This window comes from Aestuariivirga sp. (assembly GCF_020252405.1).
Classification (GTDB): Bacteria; Pseudomonadota; Alphaproteobacteria; order Rhizobiales; family Aestuariivirgaceae; genus Aestuariivirga.
The window spans coordinates 1-22,409 of record NZ_JADCDA010000041.1; the positions used below are offsets into that span (position 1 = coordinate 1).

General features: G+C 64.7%; 19 protein-coding genes and 1 tRNA gene. 10 read left to right on the forward strand and 10 right to left on the reverse strand.

The features are described 5' to 3' along the window. Window positions 1-523: 523 nt before the first annotated feature. The 3 genes from IOC69_RS07485 to gph form a co-directional block, all read right to left on the reverse strand. Window positions 524-1,525: a hypothetical protein gene (locus IOC69_RS07485; protein ID WP_290542924.1), complete on the reverse strand. Its 1,002-nt coding sequence runs from the start codon at window positions 1,523-1,525 to the stop codon at window positions 524-526. Between the two features lie 189 nt (window positions 1,526-1,714). Next, a tRNA-Val gene (locus tag IOC69_RS07490) sits at window positions 1,715-1,789 on the reverse strand. Between the two features lie 192 nt (window positions 1,790-1,981). Then, window positions 1,982-2,656, reverse strand: coding sequence for a phosphoglycolate phosphatase (gene gph / locus IOC69_RS07495; RefSeq protein ID WP_290542925.1), 675 nt, complete (start codon window positions 2,654-2,656; stop codon window positions 1,982-1,984). A gap of 187 nt (window positions 2,657-2,843) precedes the next feature. On the opposite strand from gph, the gene IOC69_RS07500 reads away from it, so the two are divergent. Genes IOC69_RS07500 through gor form a run of 3 tightly spaced genes read left to right on the forward strand, consistent with a single transcriptional unit; the run spans window position 2,844 to window position 6,369 of the window. Then, window positions 2,844-4,319 carry an NAD-dependent succinate-semialdehyde dehydrogenase gene (locus IOC69_RS07500; protein WP_290542926.1) on the forward strand — a complete coding sequence of 492 codons (1,476 nt, stop codon included), beginning with the start codon at window positions 2,844-2,846 and terminating at the stop codon, window positions 4,317-4,319. Beyond that, window positions 4,316-5,011, forward strand: coding sequence for a ribose-5-phosphate isomerase RpiA (gene rpiA, locus IOC69_RS07505; protein ID WP_290542927.1), 696 nt, complete (start codon window positions 4,316-4,318; stop codon window positions 5,009-5,011). Before IOC69_RS07500 ends, rpiA begins: the two co-directional genes overlap by 4 nt. Then, window positions 5,008-6,369 carry a glutathione-disulfide reductase gene (gor, locus tag IOC69_RS07510; RefSeq protein WP_290542928.1) on the forward strand — a complete coding sequence of 454 codons (1,362 nt, stop codon included), beginning with the start codon at window positions 5,008-5,010 and terminating at the stop codon, window positions 6,367-6,369. The genes rpiA and gor overlap by 4 nt, the downstream gene beginning before the upstream one ends. A 17-nt stretch (window positions 6,370-6,386) precedes the next feature. Here gor and IOC69_RS07515 read toward each other — a convergent pair whose 3' ends face one another. After that, the gene (locus tag IOC69_RS07515) at window positions 6,387-6,986 is read right to left on the reverse strand and encodes an urea carboxylase-associated family protein (protein ID WP_290542929.1); all 600 of its coding nucleotides are present in this window, start codon (window positions 6,984-6,986) and stop codon (window positions 6,387-6,389) included. Between the two features lie 77 nt (window positions 6,987-7,063). Continuing rightward, on the reverse strand, window positions 7,064-9,214 hold the full coding sequence (locus IOC69_RS07520) for a mechanosensitive ion channel family protein (RefSeq protein WP_290542930.1): 2,151 nt from the start codon (window positions 9,212-9,214) through the stop codon (window positions 7,064-7,066). A gap of 303 nt (window positions 9,215-9,517) precedes the next feature. Here IOC69_RS07520 and ileS point away from each other — a divergent pair, with 303 nt between their 5' ends. From ileS to mutL, 6 genes are all read left to right on the forward strand, one after another. After that, complete coding sequence (gene ileS / locus IOC69_RS07525; RefSeq protein WP_290542931.1) at window positions 9,518-12,421, forward strand: isoleucine--tRNA ligase; 2,904 nt, start codon at window positions 9,518-9,520, stop codon at window positions 12,419-12,421. Further along, window positions 12,421-12,921, forward strand: coding sequence for a signal peptidase II (gene lspA, locus IOC69_RS07530; protein ID WP_290542932.1), 501 nt, complete (start codon window positions 12,421-12,423; stop codon window positions 12,919-12,921). Before ileS ends, lspA begins: the two co-directional genes overlap by 1 nt. A 42-nt stretch (window positions 12,922-12,963) precedes the next feature. Continuing rightward, the gene (locus IOC69_RS07535; protein ID WP_290542933.1) at window positions 12,964-13,410 is read left to right on the forward strand and encodes a hypothetical protein; all 447 of its coding nucleotides are present in this window, start codon (window positions 12,964-12,966) and stop codon (window positions 13,408-13,410) included. A gap of 61 nt (window positions 13,411-13,471) precedes the next feature. Further along, a complete protein-coding gene (locus IOC69_RS07540) occupies window positions 13,472-14,815 on the forward strand; it encodes a pitrilysin family protein (protein WP_290542934.1) in 1,344 nt (447 codons plus the stop codon). Window positions 14,816-14,832: 17 nt separating this feature from the next. Further along, window positions 14,833-16,152 carry a pitrilysin family protein gene (locus tag IOC69_RS07545; protein WP_290542935.1) on the forward strand — a complete coding sequence of 440 codons (1,320 nt, stop codon included), beginning with the start codon at window positions 14,833-14,835 and terminating at the stop codon, window positions 16,150-16,152. 92 nt (window positions 16,153-16,244) lie between these two features. Then, window positions 16,245-17,975 (forward strand): DNA mismatch repair endonuclease MutL, encoded by a 1,731-nt coding sequence (mutL, locus tag IOC69_RS07550; RefSeq protein ID WP_290542936.1) that lies wholly within the window; start codon window positions 16,245-16,247, stop codon window positions 17,973-17,975. A 16-nt stretch (window positions 17,976-17,991) separates the two neighbouring features. Here mutL and IOC69_RS07555 read toward each other — a convergent pair whose 3' ends face one another. Genes IOC69_RS07555 through IOC69_RS07565 form a run of 3 tightly spaced genes read right to left on the reverse strand, consistent with a single transcriptional unit; the run spans window position 17,992 to window position 20,393 of the window. After that, entirely contained in the window at window positions 17,992-19,092 is a 1,101-nt protein-coding gene (locus tag IOC69_RS07555) for a mandelate racemase/muconate lactonizing enzyme family protein (protein WP_290542937.1), read from the reverse strand. A 1-nt stretch (window position 19,093) separates the two neighbouring features. Next, window positions 19,094-19,651, reverse strand: a complete 558-nt coding sequence (gene rsmD, locus IOC69_RS07560; protein ID WP_290542973.1) for a 16S rRNA (guanine(966)-N(2))-methyltransferase RsmD — start codon at window positions 19,649-19,651, stop codon at window positions 19,094-19,096. Next, window positions 19,617-20,393 carry a pseudouridine synthase gene (locus IOC69_RS07565; protein ID WP_366935505.1) on the reverse strand — a complete coding sequence of 259 codons (777 nt, stop codon included), beginning with the start codon at window positions 20,391-20,393 and terminating at the stop codon, window positions 19,617-19,619. Before IOC69_RS07565 ends, rsmD begins: the two co-directional genes overlap by 35 nt. Before the next feature lie 36 nt (window positions 20,394-20,429). Here IOC69_RS07565 and IOC69_RS07570 point away from each other — a divergent pair, with 36 nt between their 5' ends. Further along, the gene (locus IOC69_RS07570) at window positions 20,430-20,888 is read left to right on the forward strand and encodes a nucleoside deaminase (RefSeq protein ID WP_290542938.1); all 459 of its coding nucleotides are present in this window, start codon (window positions 20,430-20,432) and stop codon (window positions 20,886-20,888) included. Here the strand turns inward: IOC69_RS07570 and IOC69_RS07575 are convergent. After that, a complete protein-coding gene (locus IOC69_RS07575; protein ID WP_290542939.1) occupies window positions 20,869-21,708 on the reverse strand; it encodes a patatin-like phospholipase family protein in 840 nt (279 codons plus the stop codon). The two genes, IOC69_RS07570 and IOC69_RS07575, sit on opposite strands and share 20 nt — an antisense overlap. Beyond that, window positions 21,705-22,385, reverse strand: coding sequence for a hypothetical protein (locus IOC69_RS07580; RefSeq protein WP_290542940.1), 681 nt, complete (start codon window positions 22,383-22,385; stop codon window positions 21,705-21,707). The genes IOC69_RS07575 and IOC69_RS07580 overlap by 4 nt, the downstream gene beginning before the upstream one ends. Window positions 22,386-22,409 lie beyond the last annotated feature (24 nt).

Consider the following 22,409-nt stretch of genomic DNA (forward strand, 5'->3'; position numbering starts at 1 on the left):
AACAGCTGATCGCCATCGGAAAAGCTCCCAAGCAGGCCATCACTGCCGTCATGCGAAAGCTCGTCGTCCTCGCCAACGCACTCCTCAAAAAACGCGCCACCTGGCAGAAAAAAATCGCTTGATCATCACGGATACTCTAAGCCCCGTCGAGCTGCCGAGAGCTGAGGCAGGCGGTGGAGCCAGTGGCAACAGTTCGCCTCTGGGTCTTGTTCGTCAGAACATAGCTCTCACGGGCACAATGAGATGTGCTTTGCCTCGATCAAAATGGCTTCGTATGCTTCTCTCGACAAAGTGCACTTAACGAAGTTCTTGAACTGGCCAGTAGTCATCTTGCACTGCCGCGCCATCTGACCCACCAGTGCATCAGACAACGTCTTGTAGCGGCTTCCGTGGGAGGTCTTGGTGAAAACTGAAGTCTTCAATCCCGATGTTGTCCAATAGATGTAGAACGTATGGTCGCCCTCTACAGCGGCGAAACCCTTCTTCTCCAGTGACGCCTCAATATCCTTGCGGTCTAAGGGCATTACCGAACACCGAACGCGTTGCGAAGTTCCTTCTGCAGCAACTTCGCGTCTGAGCTGAGGGTTTGGGGATCGGCCTCTGCGTACTCCCGCCAGAGGAATGCAAGAGCTTCATTGACCGCCTCCTCCAGCTCATCACGGGTTTCCGCACTCGTGAACAAGTGAAAATCACCCTCTGCCACGTAAAGGCCGTCTTCAGGATTGAAAGAGACCCGGACACTCACAGGCCTCGCCGCCTCAAGTGTTTGACCGCTGAAGCCAAAGGTCGTCACCTCAATGGGGGACTCATCGACCTCGATTATCTCTGATATGTTATTCAGCGTTTTCAATGTATCGTCATCGTTGAGAATTGCCTCGCCGCGCAGCTGTATCCATTCACGGCGGTTTTCAACGAGAACCGGTTCGAAGTCTTCTCCATACGCCCCGAACAGCAGGCGACCGTTGGGTAGTTGAATTCTGAGGGTCCGGGTTTGAAATTCGAGTGCATCGAGACGGCCCGTTACGACCATGGGGTGGATAATGGTGGGCGCGGCTTCCGAAATCAGCGGGTTAAGACGTTCGATGGCGGTCTTGCCGTTCAACAAGGTTACACCACCAGTTGCTTCGATGGTGACATACAGACCCGTGCGTGGTGGGGGCTGCATCTTCTTGAGTTCCGCGGCGATTGCCCGGCGGACGGAAGCGGTGGGAACGGCCCGTCGAAAACCGGCAACATCTTCGGCCTCCACCGCGTTCAGTACGTCAGTGAAGATGCCGACGACTGCCTTGAGATCTTGCGCGTCAAGCAGGCCATGCGAAGGATCCCCTATGCTGTAGGGAAGATCATAGCCTCCATCTTGTGGCACACCACAGACAACCGCGTATTTGCGTTCCATCTGGCGGCTCACCCGGAGACGCTGCTTGATCTCTCCACCTTCGTAATTCACGGCAAGCAGATGAACGACCCGTTGGAGTGCTTGAACCGCTTGAAGAAGCGTGACCGCTGGAACCTTGTGAGCGCGCACCAACGCGTTCTCGCCCCCGAAGTGAAGGTGGAACTCAGGTGGGGGCGGTGCGTCACTCATGGAGAGGATTTGTTTCGATTGGGCGAACGGCTTTTGGAACGGGAACTTTCACCAGGTTGCCAATGCCGTCAAGCAGTTCCGGGTGCTTGAAAACGACATCAGTTTGGCAGTTGAGTGGTCAGAAGAGGATGGTGGGAGCGACAGGGATCGAACCTGTGACCACTCCGATGTGAACGGAGTGCTCTACCGCTGAGCTACGCTCCCATGGTTCAACCGAACCAGGCACCCTCCGCGCTTCTGGCTGCAAGCGCCTGTTTTTGTGAGTAAAAAACATGGCGCATGAGACAAAGTGATCCTGCGATGTGAACACACCGCGCTGCAAGCTGCGCCGATCGCCCGTGCCTTTGGGTTGGCTGCGGTATAGGCGGAAGGCTCCGTTCAAGTCAAGGCAAGGGTTCAGGCCTCGGCGAAAAGCTCCTGGATGGCGTCATAGGCTTCGTCGAAATGGCCGATCAGCCGGTCCGGGCCGAAGTCCGCCACGGGCCGCGGGGTGTAGCCGAAGGGCACGGCGATGACCGGCACGCCGGCATTGCGGGCGGTGAGGATGTCGGTTTCGCTGTCACCCACCATGATGGCCCGCGGGCTTTCGAGGTCGAGGCGGTTCACCGCCTCGTAGAAGGGGGCGGGGTCCGGCTTGGCGATGCCCAGCGTGTCCGGGCCCACCACCGCGCCGAAATATTTCGCAAGGTCCAGCGCGCCGAGCAGCTGCACCGAAAGGCCTTCCAGCTTGTTGGTGCAGACGCCGAGGCCGAAGCCCTCCGCCTTCAGCCGGTCGAGCAGGCGGACGAGGCCGGGGAAGGGGGCGCTGTCCTCCGCGATATTGGCGGAATAGAAGTCGACGAAGCGGCGGTAGTCGGGTTCGACGTCATAGCCGTCCGGCAATCCGCCGGTGGCGGCAAGCCCGCGGGTGAGCAGCGCGCGCGCGCCATGGCCCACGAAGGCGCGCACCTCCGCCATATCGAGCGGGCGGCGGCCCATTCCGCCGAGCACGAAATTGGTGGCCCGCATCAGGTCGGGTGCTGTGTCCACCAGCGTGCCGTCGAGGTCGAAAATCACCGCATGATCGGGCAAGTCTGCCTCCTTAAACTGGCATTTGGTTCCGGGCGGAACCCCGTGCTAAAGCATGACCCGCAAAAGTGGAACCGCTTTTGCGACAAGATCATGCGCAAGCTTCTGATCTGGCGCATGTTCCGTCCAGGCGACTCCGCCCGAACGGAACATGCGCCAGGAGGCCGCCACCCGAATGACAGGAGACTCAATGGATATCCGCAAAACCCAGGCCCTGCGCGGCTTACTGAAGGACACGTCCCTCCTCAAGGAAAAATGCTATATCGACGGCAAGTGGGTCTCGGGCTCCGCGGTCATCGACGTCACCAACCCGGTTGACGACAGCGTGATCGGGGCCGTGCCGAAGCTGGGTGCTGCGGAAACCCGGCTTGCCATCGAAGCCGCAGGCCGCGCCCAGAAGGGCTGGGCGAAGAAGACCGCCAGGGAGCGCGGGGCGATCCTGCGCAAATGGTTCAACCTGATCATGGACAATCAGGAGGACCTGGCCCAGATCATGACGGCCGAACAGGGCAAGCCCCTGGCGGAGTCGCGCGGCGAGGTGGCCTATGGCGCGTCCTTCATCGAATTCTTCGCCGAAGAGGGCAAGCGCATCTATGGCGAGACCATTCCTTCGCCCTGGCCCGCCGCCCGCATGGTGGTGATCAAGCAGCCGGTCGGCGTCGTCGCCGCCATCACGCCGTGGAACTTCCCCAATGCCATGATCACCCGCAAGGCAGGCCCGGCGCTGGCCGCCGGCTGCGCCTTCGTCTGCAAGCCCGCCAACGAGACGCCGTTCTCCGCCCTGGCCCTGTGCGAGCTGGCCGAACGGGCCGGCATTCCGGCGGGCGTCTTCTCGGTGCTGACCGGCGTGTCGCGCGAGATCGGCGCCGAGATGACCTCAAGCCCGATCGTCCGTGCCCTGACCTTCACGGGTTCGACGGAAGTCGGCCGCGTGCTCATGGCGCAGTGCGCGCCGACCATCAAGAAGGTGGGCCTGGAGCTGGGCGGCAACGCGCCCTTCATCGTGTTCGACGACGCCGACCTCGACGCCGCGGTGCAGGGCGCCATGCTGTCCAAGTACCGCAATGCCGGCCAGACCTGCGTCTGCGCCAACCGCATCCTCGTCCAGGACGCCGTCTATGACGCCTTCGCCGAAAAGCTCGCCGCCGCGGTGAAGACCCTCCGGGTGGGCGACGGCACGGAGCAGGGCGTCACCACCGGCCCGCTCATCAACAGGGCCGCCGTCGCCAAGGTGCGGGAGCACATCGACGATGCGGTGAGCAAGGGCGCCAAAATCGTCAGCGGCGGCAAGCCGCTGGGCGGCAACTTCTTCGAGCCCACGCTGCTGCGCGACGTCACCGCCGGCATGGCCGTGGCCCGCGAGGAGACTTTCGGCCCGGTGGCGCCGCTGTTCAGGTTCCACACCGAGGAGCAGGCCATCGAGATGGCGAACGCCACCGAATTCGGCCTTGCCTGCTATTTCTATTCGCGTGACATCGGCCGCGTCTGGCGGGTGGCGGAAGGCCTCGAATACGGCATGGTCGGCATCAACGAGGGCATCATCTCGACGGCCGAGGCGCCGTTCGGCGGCGTCAAGGAATCGGGGCTCGGCCGCGAAGGTTCCCACCACGGCGTCGAGGAATATCTGGAAATGAAATATATGCTGATGGGTGGGCTCAACACGTGACCGCGGACGAACAGAAGAAAGCCGCGGCCATTGCCGCGCTCGAATACGTCAAGCCCGGCGCCAAGGTGGGCCTGGGCACGGGTTCCACCGCCAGCCTCTTCATCGAGGCGCTGGCCCATAAGGCGCGCGAGGGCCTTGACGTCGAGTGCGTCGCCACCTCGCGGGCGAGCTTCCAGCTGGCCCAGAGCCTCGGCCTGAGGATGACCACGCTCGAGAAGCAGCCGCACCTCGACGTGACGGTGGATGGCGCGGACGAGTTCGACGCCAGCTGGCAGCTCATCAAGGGCGGCGGCGGCGCGCTGCTGGCCGAGAAGATCGTGGCCACCTCGTCGCGCTATATGGTGGTGATCGCCGACCGGTCGAAGAAGGTCGATGCGCTGGGCCGCTTTCCGCTGCCCGTCGAGGTCGTGCCCTTCGGCGTCAACGCGACCGCCTGGAAGATCGACCGCGCGCTGCGGATCTGCGATCTCAAGGGCAAGCAGGTGCTGCGCCTGAAGGACGGCAAGCCCTTCGTCACCGACAGCGGCAACGCCATCATCGACGTCGCCATCGGCCACATTCCGGAGCCGCGCCGGCTGGACGGCTTGCTGAAGTCGATCCCCGGAGTTGCCGATCATGGCCTGTTCATCGACATCTGCGGCATCGTGCTGATGGGCACCGATGACGGGGTGCGGACCTTCCGCAAGGGATGAGCGGCTTCGACTATGATCTCTTCGTCATCGGCGCGGGCTCCGGCGGGGTCCGCGCCGGCCGCATCGCGGCGCGCCATGGCGCGCGCGTGGCGGTGGCGGAGGAATACCGCGTCGGCGGCACCTGCGTGATCAGGGGTTGCGTGCCGAAGAAGCTCTTCGTCCAGGCCTCGAAATTCGCCGAGGAGTTCGAGGATGCGGTGGGCTTCGGCTGGACCTCGAGCAAGGTCTCCTTCGACTGGTGGACGCTGGTCGAGAACAAGAACAGGGAGATCGACCGCCTCAACAAGGCCTATATCCGCAACCTCGAAGCGGCGGGCGCGGAGCTGATCCCCGGGCGCGCGACGCTGGAGGGCCCCAACGCCGTGCGCCTCGCGTCAGGCCGCGGCATCACCGCGCGCTACATCCTCATCGCCACCGGCGCCACGCCCTTCGTGCCGCGGCATCTGCCGGGCCACGAGCTGGCCATCACCTCCAACGAGGCCTTCAATCTGGAAAGCCTGCCCGCGCGCATCGTCATTGTTGGCAGCGGCTACATTGCGGTGGAGTTCGCCGGCATATTTTCCGGCCTCGGCGTCGAGACGGTTCTGGTCTGTCGCGGCGGTCAGATTCTGCGCGGCTTCGACGACGACATCCGCAACCACCTTGCCGCCGAGATGAGGAAAAAGGGCATCGAGATCCGCACCCAGGCGGGCGTGTCTTCGATCGAACGCTCCGGCGGGGGCGTGCGCGTCACGCTGAATGATGGCGTCAGCTTCGGCGCGGGCCAGATCATGTTCGCCACCGGCCGCATCCCCAATGTGATGGACCTTGGCCTCGAAAAGGCGGGCGTGGAGCTCACCCCGCATCATGCGGTGAAGGTGGACGATTACTCTCAGACCGGCGTGCCCTCGATCTACGCCGTGGGCGACGTCACCAACCGCGTCAACCTCACGCCCGTGGCCATCCGCGAGGGCCATGCCTTCGCTGACACGGTGTTCGGCGGCAAGCCGGTGAAAGTTGACCACAGCCTCATCCCCACCGCGGTCTTTTCCCAGCCCGAGATCGGCGCGGTGGGCCTGACCGAGGCGCAGGCGCGCGGGCAGTGTCCCGCTGTCGATATCTATAAGACCAGCTTCCGCCCGATGAGGCACACATTGTCCGGTCGTGACGGGCGCATGCTGATGAAGCTCGTCGTCGATGGCGGGACCGACCGCGTGTTAGGCTGCCACATCTGCGGGCCGGACGCCGGCGAGATGGCCCAGCTCCTCGGCATTTCCGTCAGGCTCGGCGCGAAGAAGTCCGACTTCGACGCCACCATGGCGGTGCACCCCACGGCGGCGGAGGAGCTGGTGACGATGCGGGAGAAGTGGACGGGCTGAAGGCGGGGAGGCCCGGCCTATTGGTCCAGCACCTCGAAATGAGCCTCGGCGGTGACGCCGTTGTTGATCGGCAGCATGTCCTGCGGGCAGGCGGAAAACACCACGATGGCATCCATCTCGGCGCGGAAGACGACATAGTCGCCGGGCCTGCACAGGCAGTTGCCCCATTCGAGACCGCCATTATCCGCCCACGGAATATTCATGAACAGGTTGAGCGAGCCGGGCGTGTGGGGAATGTGGAGGCCGAGCCCGGCCAGCCCCGCGTGCATATTGTCGCGGCAGTTGTCGTGATAATGCGTGCAGCCGAGGAGACCGTAGCGCTCGTTATCGCAGGGCGCGATCAGCGTGTCGTGGCGGCCGGGGCTTGCATCCTTCGTCAGGGTCAGGATCGGGCGGCGGCGGTTGGTCACCATCTTGTCGCCCTCCACCGGGAAAAGCCTGGTCCAGAACGCCCGGCAATGTTCCATGCCCATATACTCGCGCAGGTCACCGGCGTTGAAGGCCCAGAAATCCACCACCTGGTTGCCATGGGTGTTGATCACCTTCACCGACTGGCCCTTGTTGATGCGAACGGCCTTGCCGCGGCGGGCGGGAATAAGCTGAAGGGCGCTGCTCACGGGGTCTTCCTCCTGACGTTGTGAAACCATCCATAATCGGGATTGGCCCCCCTGTCAGCCCGCCTTGTTCACGCCTCTCACGCCGGCTGGGCGGCCGTTCCCGCGCTGAACCATGTGGGGCGCGAAAGGGCGATGCCGTTGTCCCTGAAGGCCTTCAGCAGGCGGCTTCGCGCCACACGCTCGATTTCGCCGGGGTCATGGGGCAGGGCGGTGAACTTGAACTGCACCACGATGGCCGTGTCGGTCACGTCCTTCACGCCCTGCACCTTGAGCGGGTCGAGCAGGCGGCTCCTGAAATCCGCCTTGAGGCTGTCGGCCACCTGCGCCGTCACGCGGCGAATGTCGTCGAGATCCGCGTCGCGGTCGAGGCTCATGTTGAAATTCACGGTCGCCCAGTCGCGGCTGAAATTCACGATCTCGCCGATCTGCCCGAAGGGCACGGTGAAGATTTGCCCGTCCGCGTGGCGCAGCCGCACCGAGCGCAGCGTGAAACCCTCCACCGTGCCGCTCGAATTGCCGCACACGATGTATTCGCCGATGCGGAAGGCATCCTCCGCCAGGAACAGCACGCCGGTCACGATGTCCTTCACCAGCGTCTGGCTGCCGAAGGATATGGCAAGGCCGATCACCGAGGCGCCGGCCAGCAGCGGCGTGATGTTGAAGCCAAGCTGGGAGAGCACCAGCAGCGCGATCATGATGACGATGAGCACGTTGGCGGTGACGCGGATGATCGGAATGAGCGTGCGCAGCCGCGAGGAACCGTCCGCCTTCGAAACGAGGTCGCCATTCTCGTTGATCGACGTCACCGTCACGGGGTGCGTGGCGAGGTAGCGGACGGCGTAATAGTTGACATAGGACACCGCAAGATAACCGGCGAAGACGGCGGCCAGCGGTTCGATGGCGAAGTCGGCGAGTTTGCCCCACTGCGCGGGCGTCATGACCTGCAGCGCGTCAACGGCCCACAGCCTGATGAAATAGACCGCGGCGCTCAGCAGGATGAGCACGCGCAGCATTCTGCTCACCAGGCTCGGCAGCCTGGGGACTGCCCGCCTCGATGCCTGTTCGGCGCGCTCGCTGCGCCGGCCCACAAACTCCACAAGGGCGCAGACGAGCACCATCGCCACCACCGCCTGCACCGTGCTGGTGAGGCCCGCCACAACGCTCACATGGTTGGTCACCGCGCCATAGGCATGCACGGCTGAAATCGTCAGCACCCCGGTTCCCGCCAGGACCAGCCAGTTCGCCGCGAACCAGCGCCGCAACGGCGAGGCCTGCACGCCGACGGCGGTGGTCTCGATCCAGCGCCGCATGGCATCGCGCGCGGGCAGCGCTGCCGCGAAGAAGCTTGAAACGAACATCAGGTTGTTGATCAGCAGGCCCGCCGCGATAACCGGCGCCGGCTGGTGGTTGGCGATCGGGATGGCGATCCACGACCGGAGCACCACCACCGCCATCACCGTTACGAACAGGCGCATCGTCGGCTTTGTATCAGCCCCCTCCAGCGGCACGATCCGGTATTCGGGCTCCGCCGGGCGGAACCAGATCAGCAGCACGGTATAGTACAGGGCAAAATGCCCGGCTCCCATCAGCATCCATTGCCCAACCGTGCCCTGCATCCCCAATCCGTGGAAGAACTTGGCGGAGCAATAGGCCGTGACCATCCAGAACAGGGCAAGACCGATCAGGTTTGCGGCGGCGCGCCGCAGCGTCTGGGCGATGCTGGCCGGGCCGGACTTTGGCTCCGTGCCCGGCAGCAGCCGCCGCGCTGCCGCCGTGGCGCCATAGGCCAATGCCACGCCCGCGGCGATGATGGCCGCTACAAACCCCAGAAAGGCAAGCGTGCTGCGCCCCGTGGGCCCGCCATCCACCCGCTCGATGATGCTGCCGACGTGATCGGCCAGCGCGGGGTAGGCGCGCAGCGTGGCGTTGAACTGCTCAAAAAACGCAAGCTGCTTTTGCTGCAAATATTCGGCAAACTCCTCCGCGCTTGCCGCGTCGGAGCCGGGGGCCGGAGGCGGAGCGGGCGCGGCTGGCGCCGGAGCCTGCGCGGAGGCCTTCAGATCGTTCAGCACGGCGCCAGTCACCGCCTTGACGATCTGGTTCACCTGCTCGTCGCTCAGTTGCACGGGCGTCGCCGGGGCCTGCGCAAGCGCCAGACAAGCCGATGCCAGCAGCGCCAGCAACACGGCCAGACCCGTCTTCCCAAGCCAATGTCCGATGCGTTTCACAGCCCCCTCTAGCATCAGGATTGTGTTGAAACCAGCCAGATGACGACAAAGCCCGTCCCGCCTCCCGCCTCTCCTGCTTTTGACGCCCTCTCCAGCAGCATCAGGCTTGGCCGGCAGTCGAATTCCATCACCCGTCATCGCCGCCCAAAACCTGCAAGCGCTTGTTCCGTTCAGGCGGAATCGCCTGGTCGGAACATGCGCCAGATCAAGAGCTTGAGCATGATCTTGTCGCAAAACCGGTTCCACTTTTGCGGATCATGCATTAGAAGCCCGCCAAACCCTTGATTTGGACCCCCAAGCCAGATGTCCGACGACAAGCCGCAGAAGACCGACCGCTACCGCGACACCGTGTTCCTGCCCAAGACCAGCTTCGCCATGAAGGCCGGCCTGCCGCAGCGCGAGCCGGAACTGCTGAAGCGCTGGGAGGCGATGGACCTCTACAGCACGCTCCGCCGGCAGTCCGCCGGCCGGCCCAAATACGTGCTGCATGACGGGCCTCCTTACGCCAATGGCCACCTCCATATTGGCCACGCGCTCAACAAGATCCTCAAGGACATCGTCACCCGCTCCCGCCAGATGCAGGGCTTCGATTCCAATTACGTTCCGGGCTGGGATTGCCACGGCCTGCCCATCGAATGGAAGATCGAGGAGCAATACCGCGACAAGGGCAAGAACAAGGACGAGGTGCCCATCAACGACTTCCGCAAGGAATGCCGCGCCTTCGCCGCGCACTGGATCGATGTCCAGCGCGAAGAGTTCAAGCGCCTGGGCGTCACGGGCGACTGGAACAATCCCTACCTCACCATGAATTTCCGCGCCGAAGCGCTGATCGCGAAGGAACTTCTGAAATTCGCCGGGTCCGGCCAGCTTTATCGCGGCTCGAAGCCGGTCATGTGGTCCGTCGTCGAAAAGACCGCGTTGGCCGAGGCGGAAGTCGAATATCAGGACTATCAGTCGGACACGATCTTCGTGAAGTTTCCTGTGCGGTTCGCCGTTCGGGACGGCGCGGAGTTGAGCGGCCTGCTTGACGCCAGTGTTGTCATCTGGACGACAACGCCGTGGACCATTCCCGGTAACCGGGCGATCAGCTTCTCATCTAAAATTGCTTACGGCCTCTATCGCGTGACCGCTGCGCCGGAAGGAAACTGGGCCAAGGCTGGGGACAAGTACATTCTTGCCGATCGCCTCGCTGAGGAGGTGATGAAAGCGGCCAAGGTCGAGTCCTTTGAGCGTCTGGGGAATGTCGACCCAGCATGGATTGGATGCAGCCATCCACTCGCGCACCTCGGCTATAGCTTCGCGGTGCCGCTGCTTGATGGCGATCATGTCACTGACGACGCTGGCACGGGCTTTGTCCACACGGCTCCGGGTCACGGCGCTGATGACTATGCTATCTGGATGCAGCAGGCCCAACACAAAGGTGTCGATACAACCATCCCCTTCACGGTGGATGCCGATGGCTTCTACACCAGGGAGGCGCCGGGCTTCACCGGCAAGCGCGTCATCACCGGCACGGGCGAGAAGGGCGACGCCAATGACGCCGTCATCCGTGCTCTGAGCGAAGCCGGTGCCTTGATCTCGCGCGGCCGCCTCAAGCACCAGTATCCGCATTCATGGCGCTCCAGGAAGCCCATCATCTTCCGCAACACGCCGCAGTGGTTCATTTCCATGTCGAGCCACGGCCTGCGCGACACTGCGCTGAAGGCCATCGACGGGACGAAGTTCTTCCCCGCGGGCGGCCAGAACCGCCTGCGCGCCATGATCGAGCAGCGGCCGGACTGGGTCATCTCGCGCCAGCGCGCCTGGGGCGTGCCCATCGCCGTCTTCGTCAACCGCGCGACGGGCGAGATCCTGAACGACGCCGAGGTCAACCAGCGCATTGTCGATGCGTTTTCGGCGGAAGGGGCGGATGCGTGGTTCGCCGAAGGCGCGGCCCAGCGCTTCCTCGGGCCTGACCGCTCCATCCTCGAGTGGGAGCAGGTGCGCGACATTCTCGATGTGTGGTTCGATTCGGGCTCCACCCATGCCTTCGTGCTGGAGCAGCGGCCAGACCTGAAGTGGCCGGCCGACATCTATCTCGAAGGCTCCGACCAGCATCGCGGCTGGTTTCATTCCTCGCTGCTCGAGGCCTGCGGCACGCGCGGTCGGGCGCCCTATGACGCGGTGCTCACGCATGGCTTCGTCGTCGCGGAGGACGGCCGCAAGATGTCGAAGTCCCTGGGCAACATCGTCACCCCGCAGGAGGTCATCAGGCAGTCGGGCGCCGACATCCTGCGCCTGTGGGTGGCCTCCGCGGACTATGCCGAGGACCTTCGTCTCGGGCCGGAAATCCTCAAGACCAATATCGAGGCCTACCGCAAGCTCCGCAACACCATGCGCTACATCATGGGTGCTTTGGATGATTTCCAGGACCGGGAGTTCGTGCAGGCCAAGGATATGCCGGAGCTCGACCGCTACATCCTCCACCGCCTGCATGAGCTCGGTGGCCAGGTTCGCCAGGCCTACGAGGTGTTCGACTACAAGCGCCTCTTCGCGCTCCTGACCAACTTCATGACGGTCGATCTCTCGGCCTTCTATTTCGACATCCGCAAGGACTCGCTCTATTGCGACGCCTGGTCGAGCCTCAGGCGGCGTTCCTGCCGCACTGTGATGGATCAGCTCTTCCACTGCCTCGTCACCTGGTGGGCGCCGGTGCTGGCCTTCACCATGGACGAGGTCTGGCTGTCGCGCTTCCCCGGCGAGGGCTCCTGCGTCCACCTCATGCAATTCGCCCATTGCCCGGACGAATGGGCCGCACCGGAGCTCGCCGCCAGGTGGGACAAGATCCGCGAGGTCCGCTCGGTCGTCACCGGCGCGCTGGAGATCGAGCGCCAGGTCAAGAAGACCATCGGCTCGGCGCTGGAAGCAGCACCCGAGGTCTATGTATCGAGTCAAAACCTGCTGGCCCCGCTGGACGGCGTCGACCTCGCCGAAATCTCCATCACCTCGGCGGCGAAGCTGATCGCGGGCGAAGGTCCGGCGGATGGGTTTCGGCTCGACACCGTCAAGGGTGTGGCCGTGGTCGTCAAGCCGGCGGAGGGCCGGCGCTGTGCACGGTCCTGGAAGATCTCGCCCGACGTCGGCAGCGACCCGCAATTTCCCGACATCACCCCGCGCGATGCGCAAGCGGTGCGCGAGTGGCAGGTCCGCTTCGAAAAGACCGTCTGATGAAGGCGAGGTTCTGGGGTCCGCTTGCACCGCTGACGCTGGGTCTCGCCGTTGTCGTTTTCGGCGTCGACCAGTTGCACAAATACTGGATGCTGGATGTCTACGGCATCATCGAAAAAGCACCCGTCCGCATCACCAGTTTCTTCGATCTGGTGATGGTGTGGAACACCGGCGTGTCCTACGGCCTGTTCTCCACCCATCTCCAGGAATGGCTGGTGGCGCTCACCCTGGCGATTGTGATCCTGCTCTGGATCTGGGCCTGCGGGGCCAGCCGCGCCATTGCCGCGGCAGCACTCGGCATGGTCATCGGCGGCGCCCTGGGCAATGCCTCCGACCGCCTGACGAGGGGCGCGGTGGCGGACTTCTTTCACTTTCATTATCAGAGTTTTAGTTGGTATGTCTTCAATGTGGCGGACATCGCCATCGTTGTCGGCGTGGCGCTTCTGATGTATGAATCGGTTGTAATCGGCGACCGCGGCAACCGCCGCGGAAAAGCCTGATTTCGACGGCATTTGAAGGGCCGGTTTGACAAGGGTATCTGGATGAATCGTGCCGGTGTGACCGTGCTGCTTTGCATGATGGGCCTCTGCCTTGCTGGCTGCGGCGCCTCAATGCGCAGCTACCTCGAAAAGGACACTCCGACCGAGTCTCTCAATGCCCGGCAGGACCTCACCATGCCGCCGGACCTGCGCCTGCCGCCCCCCGGCGCCGCCACCGCGCTGCCCGATCCCGGCGTGGCCAGCACGCCCGCCTATGCCGCTCCCAAAGCCGCGGCTCCCGCCGTCAAGACCGCCGCCGTCACCACCGGCGATCCCAAGGACGCGATTTACACCAATGTCGGCATCTCGGTTAACAACCCCGACGGCACGCGCAAGACCGATCAGCAGCTGCGCGAGGAATTGCAGGACTACTACATTGCCCAGAAGAAGGCGAAGAACCCGAACTACGGGAGCATCATGAATATCGGCAACATTTTCAAGGACGAATAGCCGTCCTCCGGCCGGGCTTATGGCGCGGCTTTCATCATCCCCGAGATCCCCGAGGAGTTCCATGAGACTGTTCAAGCGACTGCTTCCCGTCGTATTCGCCGTGCTGGCCGCTGCCGGCCCCGCGCGCGCGCTCGACATCGACGTGACCTCCTTCAAGCTCGCCAATGGCATGCAGGTGGTGGTGATCCCCGATCACCGCGCCCCCGTCGTCACCCACATGGTCTGGTACAAGACCGGCGCAGCCGACGAGACTGAGGGCAAGGCGGGTGTGGCCCACCTTCTCGAGCACCTGATGTTCAAGGGCACGACCAAGCACCCCGATGGCGAGTTCGACCGCATCCTCCGCGCCAATGGCGGCAATGGCAACGCCTTCACCACCCAGGACTACACCGCCTATTTCCAGAAGGTGATGAAGGACCGCCTGCCGCTGGTCATGGAACTCGAGGCCGACCGCATGCAGAACCTCGAATTGACCGACGAGACGGTTCTGCCGGAGCGTTCCGTCGTGCTTGAGGAACGCCGCCAGCGCACCGACAACGAACCCGCGGGCCTGCTCAACGAGCAGATGGACGCCGCCATGTACGCCGCGCACCCCTATGGCAAGCCGGTGATCGGCTGGATGAACCAGGTCTCGAAGCTCACCCGCCAGGACGCGATGGACTTCTACGCCGCGCATTACGAGCCGGAGAACGCCATCCTCATCGTCGCCGGCGATGTGACGCCTGAGGAGGTGAAGATCCTCGCAGAGCGCCACTACGGTCCGCTCGTGAACAAGCGTCCGGCGTCGGAGCGTGTGCGCGCCGAGGAGCCGCCGCCCAATGCCGCGCGCCGCGTCACCATGACGGACCCGCGCGTCAGCTCGCCCAGCTGGCAGCGCCAATATCTGACGCCAGCCGCGCGCCAGATGTCGCAGCGCGAAGAACTCGCCCTTTCCCTGCTGGCCGAGATCGTGGGCGGCGGCAACCAGAGCCGATTCCACCAGACGCTCAGCCTCGACAAGAAGCTCGCCGCCTATTCCGGCGCCTGGTTCGATGCCGACCAGCTCGACTACGGCGGTTTCGGCCTCTACGCTTCGCCCAACCCAGGCGTCAGCATCGAGCAGGTCGAATCCGGGATTGACGCCATCCTCGCCGAAGTGGTTGCGAAAGGCGTGACCCAGGAAGAACTCGACCGCAGCCGCAACAACATGATCGCCAGTTCCGTCTATCTGCTCGACTCGCAGGACAAGCTGGCGCGGCTGTTCGGCGTGGCGCTGGCCACCGGTCAGAGCATCGACGACGTTCTGAACTGGGACAAGGACCTCGTCACCGTCACGGTGGAGGACGTCAACAAGGCCGCCCGCGCCATGCTGGACCGCCGCGCCTCGGTGACAGGCGTGCTGCTGCCGGAAGCCAAGAGCCAGTGAGAGAAAAGATGATGACGATGCCCAACGCCCTTCGCGGCCTGCTGCTGTTCGCCGGCCTGTTCCTCGCCTCAGCCGTCCATGCCAATGCCTTCGCCATCCAGGAGGTGACGAGCCCCGGCGGCATCAAGGCCTGGCTTGTCGAGGAACACGCCATCCCGCTGATGGCCATGAATTATTCCTTCAAGGGCGGCACCGAGCTGGAGCCCGCCGGCAAGGAGGGCGTCTCGACATTCCTCTCCGGCATGATGGATGAGGGCGCGGGCGACATGCTCTCCGCTGAGTTCCAGAACAAGCGCGACGAGCTCGCCTTCCGCATGTCCTTCGATGCCGGCAGCGACTTTTTCGAGGGCGGTTTCCAGACCATCACCAGGAACCGCGATGCCTCGGCGGAACTTCTGAAGCTCGCCATCACCTCGCCGCGCTTCGATGCTGAACCGCTGGAGCGCATGCGCCAGCAGTTCCTGCTGAACGTCAAGAACAAGAGCGAGGACCCGCAGTCCATGGCCTGGCAGGCCTGGATGGACGAGATCCTGCCCGGCGACCCCTATTCGCGCCCCGACGAAGGCACCGAGGCCAGCATTGCCGCCATCTCCGCCGACGACCTCCGCGCAGCACACCGCCGCATCTTCAACCGCGACACGCTGCAGGTCGCGGTGGTGGGCGACATCTCGGCGAAGGAACTCGGGCCCTTGCTCGACAAAGTCTTCGGCAGCCTGCCCGCCAAGGCGGCCGACCGGCCCAGGCTTTCTGACGCGAAGCCCGCCATGGGCCCAAAGCTCAAGGTCATCGAGCGCGACATGCCGCAGAGCGTCATCGCCTTCGGAACCGAGGGCATCAAGCGCGACGATCCGGATTTCATTCCGGCCTATGTGATGTCTGAAATTCTCGGCTCCGGCGCGCTCACCTCGCTGCTCTCGGAGGAAATCCGCGAGAGGCGCGGCCTCACCTATGGCGTTAGCTATGGCCTCTCGCCCATGGGGCGCACCGGCCTCTATGCCGGCGCGCTCCAGACCAAGAATGAGTCGGCCGCCGAGGCCCTGGATGCCGCCCGCGAGGTGATCAGGAAATATGCCGAGCAGGGGCCGTCCCAGAAAGACCTCGACGAGGCCAAGACCTTCCTCACCGGCTCCTATGGGTTGCGCTTCTCCTCCAATTCCGCCATCGCCAGCCAGTTGCTCGGGCTCCAGCAACAGAATCTGGGGATCGATTATATCCAGAAGCGCAATTCGCTGGTCGAGGCCGTGACGCTGGACCAGGTCAGGTCCCAGGCCAGGCGCCTGCTGCATCCGGACCGGTTGATCGTCACGGTGGTCGGCAAGCCGCAGGGCGTTAAGTAAGGCTCGCCCTGCCGGTGCCCGGCGGCTGTGGGCAGAAGACAGATGCAGTTTTCGCCTCCCGGCCTCATCGGAACATGCGCTAAGCTGGCCCGATGCGAATCCGGCGGCTTTCAGAAGGAACGGTGAACCGCATCGCGGCGGGCGAGGTGATCGAACGCCCCGCGAGCGTGGTGAAGGAGCTTGTCGAAAACGCCATCGATGCCGGCGCCAGCCAGATCGACATCGCCTTCCGCGGCGGCGGCAAGAGCCTGATCCGCGTTTCGGATGACGGCATCGGCATGGGGCCGGATGACCTGGCGCTTGCCATCGAACGCCATGCCACCTCGAAGCTCGCCGATGACGACCTGATCGACATCCGCTTCCTCGGTTTCCGCGGCGAGGCGCTGCCCTCGATCGGGGCGGTGAGCAGGCTGGCCATTTCCTCGCGGCCGCGCAGTGGCGGCGTTGCCCATCAGATCACGGTGGAGGGTGGCCATCTCACGCCGCCGCGCCCCGCGGCGCTCAAGCTTGGCACGGAGATCGACGTGAGGGATCTGTTCTTCGCGACGCCTGCGCGGCTCAAGTTCCTCAAGGCCGACCGCACCGAAACGGTCGAAGCGGCCGAGGTCGTGCGCCGCATGGCGCTGGCCCATCCGGAGGCCGGCTTCTCCTTCGTCACCGAGGAGCGCCGCCTGGTCGACGTGCTGAAGGATGAGGGCGAGGAGGCGCGCATCCGCCGCATCCTCGGCGCGGAGTTCATGGAGAATGCGGTATCCTTCGAACTTGAGCGCGAAGGCGTGCGGGTGCGCGGCCATGCCGGCCTTCCCACCGCGGCACGCGCCAATTCCAACCAGCAATACATGTTCGTCAACGGCCGCAGCGTGCGCGACAAGCTCATCTCCGGCGCCATCCGCGGCGCCTATGCCGATGTGCTGCCATCTGGCCGCTTCCCCGCCCTCGTGCTGTTTCTCGATTGCCCGCCGGAGCGGGTGGACGTGAACGTGCACCCGGCAAAAGCGGAAGTGCGCTTCCGCGACGGCGGACTGGTGCGCGGCCTCATCGTCAGCGCCATTCGCGATGCGCTGGCGGGCAGGCGCGCCCCCGATACGCGGCTGTCGCGCCAGACCCTCTCGTCCTTCCGGAACGTCATGCCGCGCCCCTTCAACCACCGCGGCTTCGATGAGGAGGAGAAGCAGGCGGCGCTTGCCATGGCCATGCCGCCGGCATCAGCCCCCATGCCGGAGCCTGCCGCCGCGCAGCCCAATTATCCTCTTGGCCAGGCGCGCGCCCAGATCCATGACAATTACATCGTTGCCCAGACGATGGACGGCTTCGTCCTCGTCGACCAGCACGCCGCCCACGAGCGTCTTGTCTATGAGCGCCTGAAGCGGGAACGCGCGGACAGGGGCATCGAAACCCAGCCGCTTCTGGTGCCCGAGGTCGTCGATCTCGATCCGGTCGAAGTCGAACGCCTCGCCGCGGCCGCGGAGATGCTGGCCCGGGGAGGCCTCGTTCTCGAAGCCTTCGGCGATGGCGCTGTCATCATCCGCGAGGTTCCCGCCGCCATCGGCGGTGCGGATGTCTCCGGCATCGTTCGCGATGTGGCGGACGGGCTCGCCGAACTCGGTGTCGCCACCGGGCTTGAGGACCGCATCAATCACGTGCTGGCAACCATGGCCTGCCACAACTCCGTGCGCTCCGGCCGCAAGCTCCGCCCCGAGGAAATGAACGCCCTGCTGCGCGAGATGGAAGCGACCCCCAATTCCGGCCAATGCAACCACGGGCGACCGACCTTCATCGAGTTGAAACTGGCGGATATCGAAAAGCTGTTCGGGAGACGGTAAAAAGGGTTAGCTGACTTCAGACTTCGCTCACCTTGTACTGCGCCTTGTCGAGCCAGGCCGGGTTGATCTCGACACCCCAGCCCGGCGCCTCCGTGACGGTCGCCTTGCCGTCCTCGATCCGGTAGGGCTCGCCGAGGAACAGATCATATTGCCAGGGATAATAATCCGCCTCCTCGATCGAGAATTCGAGATACTTGCCGGCATTCGGAATGGCCCTCAGCAAATGCATGGTGCACATGGTGACAAGCGACAGGTTCGCCGCATGTGGCGTCACCGGAAGGCCGGCCTTCTCGGCCATCTTGCAGACATGCAGCGTGCGCAGCATGCCGCCCAGATACATGACGTCCGGCTGCACCACGTCCACCGCGCGCATGCCGATCATCGTTTCCCAGGCCGTGAACTCGCAATCCTGCTCGCCGCCGGTGACGTCGATGGACAGCGCATCCGTCACCTCCTTTGTCCAGGCGAATTCCCAGTAGGGGCAGGGCTCCTCGAAGTGAGAGATGCCCTCGGCCTCCAGCAGCCGCCCCACCTCGATGGCGCGCTTCGGCGAATAGCAGCTGTTGGCGTCGACGAGCTTCGCCACGCCATCGCCCAGCGCGCGCGAAACGGTGGGCACGATTTCCCCGGTGCGGCCGGGCCACTCGTCCCTGTCGCGCCCGCATTCGGAGCCGACGCGCCACTTGAAGGCGTCGAAGCCCTTCTCGTCACGCAGGCGGCACAGGCGCCTCGCTGCGTCCGCGGGCGTAATATCGCGCTTCATCGAGGAGGCATAGGCGCGGAGCTTGCCCGGCGTGCCGCCGAGCAGGACGGTGACGGGCTTTCCTTCCAGCTTGCCGCGCAGGTCGAGAAGCGCCGTATCGAGCCCCGTCATGGCGCGGCGCAGATAGGAACCCGGATATTTGTGCTCGCGCTCGCCGATGAGGGCCAGCGTGTCGGCAAAGTCCAGCGCATCGGCACCCAGCGCGTGGCGCGCCACCTGGCGGTGGAAGATTTCGCAGGTGATGTCGGAATTATAGGTCGAGACCTGGCCCCATCCCTGATGGCCGGTGTCGGCCGTCGCCCGCACGAAGCCGACGAACTCGTTGCAGAAGGTCTCAAGCTTCGCGATCTTCACGTCAGTCTCTCCTGTAAAATCTTATCTTGGTGTCGCCATAGTCGCGCGCGCCGATCAGTGCGAGCCCGGCAATGTCCCTGACCTCGGCCTTCTGCGACTCTTCCAGCACGACGGTGCCGCCGGGGTTGAGCCAGTCTCCGGCCATGAGCGAAGCCAGCGCCTTCTCGCCCAGCCCCTTGCCATATGGCGGATCGGCGAAGACGAGGTCGAAGCGCGGCTGCGGCGGGCAGGGGCCGAGCGAGGTCGCATCGCGCCGCCAGATTTTCACGAGCCCGATCACGCCGAGCGCATCGGCGTTTTTGCGGATCAGCCCGCGCGCCTCCGCGCTGTCCTCCACGAACTGGCAGAAGCGCGCGCCGCGCGACACGGCCTCAAGCCCCATGGCGCCCGTGCCGGCAAACAGGTCCAGCACCCGAATGCCGCCGAGCGGGAGCCCCTCAACGCCGTGCGCCAGAATATTGAACACCGACTCCCGCACGCGGTCGGTGGTGGGCCTCGTCGCCGGGCCGGACGGCGGCGCGATGCTACGGCCTTTGAACTTTCCGCCGACGATGCGCATCATCTTCCTTTTTGAAGAATTTTTCCCCGATCGAGGACTTCATCGCCCGTGCCGGAACCTCCTCGATGCCGCCGCGTGGCAGCTCGCCCAGCTGGAACGGGCCGAAGGCGGTGCGGATCAGCCGGTTCACCTGCAGGCCCAGATGCTCGCAGATGCGCTTCACCTCGCGGTTCTTGCCTTCCTTAATGGCAATCGTCAGCCAGGTGTTGTCACCCTGCACGCGCTCGATCCGCGCCTCGATGGGGCCATAGCGCACGCCCTCGACCTCCACACCCTTCGCGAGCTTGCTGAGCGAAGCCTCGCCGATGTGCCCGAAGGCGCGCACGCGATATTTCCGCGTCCAGCCCGTCGCGGGGAGTTCGAGGAAGCGGGCGAGCGCGCCGTCATTGGTCAGCAGCAGCAGTCCCTCGGTATTGATGTCGAGCCGCCCGATGGAGACCACACGCGGCAATTGCTCACGCAGCTTCTCGAACACGGTCGGCCGCCCCTGCGGATCGCGGTTCGAGACGACGAGGCCCGCCGGCTTGTGATAGCGCCACAGCCTGGTCGCCTCCGTCCGCGGCAGCGGCTGGCCGTCGATCAGGATCACATCCCGGGCCGTGACATTGGTGGCGGCGGAGGCCAGCACCTTGCCGTTCACCTTGATCCGGCCCTCGCCGATCAGCCGCTCGGCATCGCGCCTCGAGCAGACGCCTGCCCGCGCGACCGCCTTGGCGATGCGTTCCCCCTCGAATTCGCTCATCTTGACCCGTCACTCATCAATGCCCCAATTGGCACGATGCGACTGAATCTGCCAGCCCCCCTTGCGACGGCCTTCGAGGAGGCCGAAGCCGCCGCGCTGCGCGGCGAGGTTCCCGTGGGCGCCGTGGTGGCCGACAAGGCGGGCAACGTCATCGCAAGGGCCGGAAACCGCACGCTGGAACTGAGGGACCCCACCGCGCATGCCGAGATGCTGGCGATCCGCGCCGCCGCCCAAGTCCTCGGCTCCGAGCGCCTCGCCGGCTACGATCTCTTCGTCACGCTCGAACCCTGCGCCATGTGCGCGGCGGCGGTCTCCTTCGCGCGGATCCGCCGCCTCTATTTCGCGGCGGGAGACGAAAAGATGGGGGCGGTGGAGCACGGCGTCCGCTTCTATGGCCAGCCCACCTGCCACCACGCGCCGGACGTCTACAGCGGGCTGGGCGGTGAGCGGGCAAAGGCAATGCTGAAGGACTTCTTCAAGTCGAGGCGGCCCTGAGCCGCTTTTCGAGTTCCCGCTTCAGCTGGTCCTTCGCCGGCCGGGCCTGCTCCAGCACCTCCCCGATGCGGAAGTAGTCGCCGGCGGAAAACGAGTCGATCGCCGGCCGCACATAGATGTCCGGCGGGCTGATCTGCCGCCGCAGGCTGGCCACCTGGTTGAACAGGATGAGGATGGACCCCACCGCCAGATCCATGTTGGTGCGGTTCCTGCGGCTGGCTTCGCGCGGCCGCCCGGTGACGTCGACGGCGACCACGATGTCCACGCCGTCGCGCACATGGTCGAACGGCACCGGATTGGTGACGCCGCCATCGACATAGCTGTGCCCGTCATATTGCGGGCCGAGGATGACGCCCGGAATGGCAATCGAGGCGCCCAACGCCCTCACCAGGGACCCGCGTTCGATGACGCGTTCCTCCATCGCATCGAAGTCGGTGGCGATCACCTTGAAGCGGATTGCCAGGTCCTCGATCATCTCCGGCAAGGTTTCCGGCAGCACCAGCGAGGCGAGCTTCTCGCCATGCACATGCAGCGAAGCGAGGCCGCGCAGCGCCAGGAGCTCGAAGGGATTGACCCGCTTCTGCCCGAAGGCGAATTTCAGCGCCCCGATGCGGCCTGACAGCAGCAGCTCGGCGCGCTCGCGGATCTCCTTCGCGGTCAGGCCCCCGGCATAACCCGCCCCCAGCAGCGCGCCGATGGAGCAACCGGCGATCACCTTCGGCTTGATGCCCAGCTCGTCGAACACCTCCAGCACCGGAATATGCGCAAGTCCGCGCGCGCTGCCGCCGCCCAGCGCAAGGCCAATCGATGGCTCGCTCATGCGCCCGCCTTGCGTGCGAAGCACCATGCCGTTTCGGCCAGCGGCCGCACCTGCCGCGCCACGGCCGCTGCATCCGCATTGGCCGCGCTGCCGTCCCGAACCCGGCCCAGAATGCCCTGCAGGATCGCCGCGAGACGGAAAAAGTCGTAAGCCATATGGATCGAAAGCTCAGCAAAGCCGATCCGCCCGGTGCGGCGGCGACAGCCCTCAATGTAGCTGTCGACGGCTGGAACGCCAAGGTCCCGCTCGCGCCCCAGCAGCGAAGCGACACCCGCGCGGGTCTCGGACGCGCGATATTGCCCGCTCCAGCGCCTGATCTGGCGCGCCACACAGCCTTGCGGTTTGTCGATGCCGCCAAGTCCGGGGGCCAGGGGATCGAGCGGATGCGGCTGGGCGAGGAACAGCCGGTGACAGGCCCTCATCGCCAGCCGGACGGTGAAATTGTGCCACATCGCATGGGTCGGCACGATGTCGGGCACGGCGAGGCAGGAGACGGCTTGAGGATGACCCCGCGCCATGCGATAGCCAATGCCTGCGCCACCGTCATGGCCCGCCACAGCAAAGCGGTCGTGCCCTGGGCTCCTCATCAGCGCCATCATGTCCTGCGCCATGGCGCGCCTGGAACAGGCGTCGTTCTTCGTATCGTTCTCCGGGCAGGAGGAATGGCCATACAGCATTTTCAGGTCAAGCGGACAGCGGTT

Excerpts from the sequence above, each read along its gene's own strand:
- IOC69_RS07535 (WP_290542933.1), top strand. The coding sequence starts at position 12,964 with ATGAATCGTGCCGGTGTGACCGTGCTGCTTTGCATGATGGGCCTCTGC.
- rsmD (WP_290542973.1), bottom strand. The coding sequence starts at position 19,651 with ATGCGCATCGTCGGCGGAAAGTTCAAAGGCCGTAGCATCGCGCCGCCG.
- gor (WP_290542928.1), top strand. The coding sequence starts at position 5,008 with ATGAGCGGCTTCGACTATGATCTCTTCGTCATCGGCGCGGGCTCCGGC.
- IOC69_RS07570 (WP_290542938.1), top strand. The coding sequence starts at position 20,430 with ATGCGACTGAATCTGCCAGCCCCCCTTGCGACGGCCTTCGAGGAGGCC.
- IOC69_RS07565 (WP_366935505.1), bottom strand. The coding sequence starts at position 20,393 with ATGAGCGAATTCGAGGGGGAACGCATCGCCAAGGCGGTCGCGCGGGCA.
- IOC69_RS07575 (WP_290542939.1), bottom strand. The coding sequence starts at position 21,708 with ATGAGCGAGCCATCGATTGGCCTTGCGCTGGGCGGCGGCAGCGCGCGC.
- IOC69_RS07545 (WP_290542935.1), top strand. The coding sequence starts at position 14,833 with ATGCCCAACGCCCTTCGCGGCCTGCTGCTGTTCGCCGGCCTGTTCCTC.
- IOC69_RS07580 (WP_290542940.1), bottom strand. The coding sequence starts at position 22,385 with ATGCTGTATGGCCATTCCTCCTGCCCGGAGAACGATACGAAGAACGAC.
- IOC69_RS07500 (WP_290542926.1), top strand. The coding sequence starts at position 2,844 with ATGGATATCCGCAAAACCCAGGCCCTGCGCGGCTTACTGAAGGACACG.
- mutL (WP_290542936.1), top strand. The coding sequence starts at position 16,245 with ATGCGAATCCGGCGGCTTTCAGAAGGAACGGTGAACCGCATCGCGGCG.
- lspA (WP_290542932.1), top strand. The coding sequence starts at position 12,421 with ATGAAGGCGAGGTTCTGGGGTCCGCTTGCACCGCTGACGCTGGGTCTC.
- ileS (WP_290542931.1), top strand. The coding sequence starts at position 9,518 with ATGTCCGACGACAAGCCGCAGAAGACCGACCGCTACCGCGACACCGTG.
- IOC69_RS07540 (WP_290542934.1), top strand. The coding sequence starts at position 13,472 with ATGAGACTGTTCAAGCGACTGCTTCCCGTCGTATTCGCCGTGCTGGCC.